At 75.4% G+C, this 1923-nt stretch carries 3 protein-coding genes; 1 reads left to right on the forward strand and 2 read right to left on the reverse strand.

The window, feature by feature from the left end; genetic code table 11:
- Window positions 1–470 (reverse strand): orotidine-5'-phosphate decarboxylase (gene pyrF / locus P409_RS33005; RefSeq protein WP_034848671.1); only part of this gene is annotated, 470 nt, incomplete at its 3' end.
- 99 nt (window positions 471–569) lie between these two features.
- Here pyrF and P409_RS33010 point away from each other — a divergent pair.
- The gene (locus P409_RS33010) at window positions 570–1484 is read left to right on the forward strand and encodes a LysR substrate-binding domain-containing protein (protein ID WP_034848672.1); all 915 of its coding nucleotides are present in this window, start codon (window positions 570–572) and stop codon (window positions 1482–1484) included.
- Here the strand turns inward: P409_RS33010 and P409_RS33015 are convergent.
- Window positions 1481–1923, reverse strand: a 443-nt coding sequence (locus P409_RS33015) for a LysR substrate-binding domain-containing protein (protein WP_034848674.1), incomplete at its 5' end; no start/stop codon positions are given. The two genes, P409_RS33010 and P409_RS33015, sit on opposite strands and share 4 nt — an antisense overlap.

Here is a 1923-nt window from a genome sequence, read left to right on the forward strand (position 1 = left end):
GGGTTCGAGGACCGGACCACGACGAAGACGCCGGTCCCGCTCGCCGCGGCGCGGTCGAAGACCGGCCGCAGCGCGTCGAGGCCGAGATAGGGGCTGACGGTCAGGGCGTCGCCGCCGAAGCCGCTGCCGGCCCCCAGCATGGCGTCGGCATAGCCTGCCATGGTCCCGGCCAGGTCGCCGCGCTTGGCATCGATCAGGCACAGCGCGCCGCGGGCCCGGATCTGCGCGTTCACGGCCGCCAGCTCGGCCATGCCGGCCGGGCCGAAGCGCTCGAAGAAGCCGGATTGCGGCTTGATCACGGCCAGGAGGCCGTCGGCCGCCTCCAGCACCCGGCCGCAGAAGCGGCGCAGCCCGTCCGGGTCGTCGGCCAGGTCCCAGCGCCGCAGCAGCTCGGGCGACGGGTCGAGGCCGAGGCAGAGCGGCGATCGGTGGATCGAGAGGTCGGCGAAACGCTCGGCGAAGCTGGCCATGGCTGCGGCTCCTGCTGGAAGAAGGGACCCGGATGTGATCGGGCCTTGGCCTTTCCGCGTCCATCGACTATGCCGGTCGGGGATGTGAGCTGAGGTCACATGGTCAGGCGGCGGCTGCCATCGCTGAAGGCCCTGCAGGCCTTCGAGGCCTTCGCCCGCGCGGGCTCGATGGTGCGCGCGGCGGAGGAGCTGTGCGTCACCCACGGCGCCGTCAGCCGCCAGATCAAGGCGCTGGAGCGGCAGCTGGGCGCGACGCTGCTGGCCGGCCCGCGGCATGCCCTGGCCTTCACCCCGGCGGGGCGGGAGCTGGCGGCCTGCCTGGCCTCGGCCTTCGACCAGATCGCCGCCGGGCTGCCGGGGGCGGAGGCGGGGGAGGCGCTGGTGGTCTCCTCGCCCGGCACCTTCGCCATGAAATGGCTGATCCCGCGCCTGGCCGGCTTCATCGAGGCCAATCCCGGCCTGCAGGTGCGGATCATCGAGGATGGCGGGCCGGTCGAATTCGGTCGCGGCGGCGTCCAGGCCGCGATCCGGCCGCATCGCGGCCCGGCGCCGGCCGGCATGGCGGCGACGCCCTTCCTGGTCCATGCCTTCGGCCCGGTGCTGTCGCCCGGCCTGTTCGACCGGGCCGGCCGCGCGGCGGAGCAGGCGCTGCGGCTGCCGCGGCTGCACAGCGAGACCTTCGCCGAGAGCTGGGCCCGATGGGCGGCGGCGGCCGGCATCGACCTGCCGCGGCCGGCGGCCGAGCGGTCCTTCGAGCACAATTCCTACATGCTGGAGGCGGCGGCCGCCGGCCTCGGCATCGCGGTCACCGCCTGGGCCTTCGCCCAGGCGGATATCGAGGCCGGGCGGCTGGTCGCGCCCTGGGGCTTCCGCCGCCTTCCCACCCGCTTCACCTTCCTGCGGCCGTCGCTGGCCGGCCACGCGGCGGCGGACAGGCTGGCCCGCTGGCTGGTGGCGGAAGGCCGCAAGGCCAAGCCGCCGCCGTCGCCGCTGATCCGTCCGCCTGAGAGCTAGCCGGGCTCGCCGATCGATTCCCTGAGCCAGCCGCGGAAGCGCGCGACCTCCGGGCGGCGCCAGCGGGCGGGGGTGGAGACCAGCCAATAGCCGAGGCCGGCATCGATGGTCTCGGGAAAGGCGCGGACCAGACGGCCGGAGCGCAGGGCGTCGTCGACCAGCAGCGGCCAGGCCAGCCAGATCCCGTGCCCGGCCAAGGCGGCCTCGACCGCCAGCGACGCGTCGGGGAAGCGCCGGCGCGGGTGGCCGGCGAGATCGGCCGGGCCGCCCATCGCCAGCCAGGCGTCCCAGCCGAACAGGCTCTGCTCATCCTCGATCAGCGGCACCGCCCGCGCCGGGTCGGCCAGGGCGGCAGCGACCTCAGGCGACGCGACCGGGATCAGCGGCTGCGGCGCCACCAGCTCGGCCTTCAGCCCCGGCCAGCGGCCGCGACCGAAGC

This window comes from Inquilinus limosus MP06, from assembly GCF_000767795.1.
Classification (GTDB): Bacteria; Pseudomonadota; Alphaproteobacteria; order DSM-16000; family Inquilinaceae; genus Inquilinus; species Inquilinus limosus_E.